The organism is Grimontia marina (assembly GCF_900060185.1).
Lineage (GTDB): Bacteria > Pseudomonadota > Gammaproteobacteria > Enterobacterales > Vibrionaceae > Enterovibrio > Enterovibrio marinus.
On the sequence record NZ_FIZY01000285.1, the window covers coordinates 1 to 521 of the forward strand.

Below are 521 nucleotides of genomic sequence, written 5' to 3' on the forward strand. Positions count from 1 at the left end.
TTAACTAGAAATAGCGTCAACGCGCCGATAACACCACTCTCAAGCCAGACTGTTGCGTTTTCCCACTACAATCATATTTCCGCTCAGCTGCCTATCGAACCAAAGTCGGGGAATGTAGTGACAGGCGGGATAAAAGAACAGACACAACAATGTCTACGCAATATCAAAACGATACTCGAAAGCATTGACGTGCCGATGGATGATATCGTCAAAACAAATATTCATATCACAAAGTTGGAGGATCTTGAGGCCGTTGACGAAGTGTATAAAACCTTCTTCCCAGATTCTTCCATTGCTCGTGCCGTTAATTACTTACCTGCACGCTCCACTGTGGTTGTGGAAGGCTTAGCGCTGGATGCACTCGTACAAATAGATGCGACCGTTTCTCATGGCGATGGTACACCGCCTCAATTAGTTGAAGACCGTCACGGCATCGTTATTAAGGCAACCAATACCGAAAAAGCACCGTTAAACGCCCTATCGACGCAAAGCGTGGCCTTCTCTCACTACAACAATATCTC

1 protein-coding gene is annotated in these 521 nt (G+C 46.1%); it reads left to right on the forward strand.

Features of this window, described 5'->3' with window-relative positions; all coding sequences use genetic code 11:
- Positions 1 to 521: RidA family protein (locus GMA8713_RS26445; RefSeq protein WP_198159624.1), on the forward strand; the 521-nt coding region annotated here is incomplete at both ends.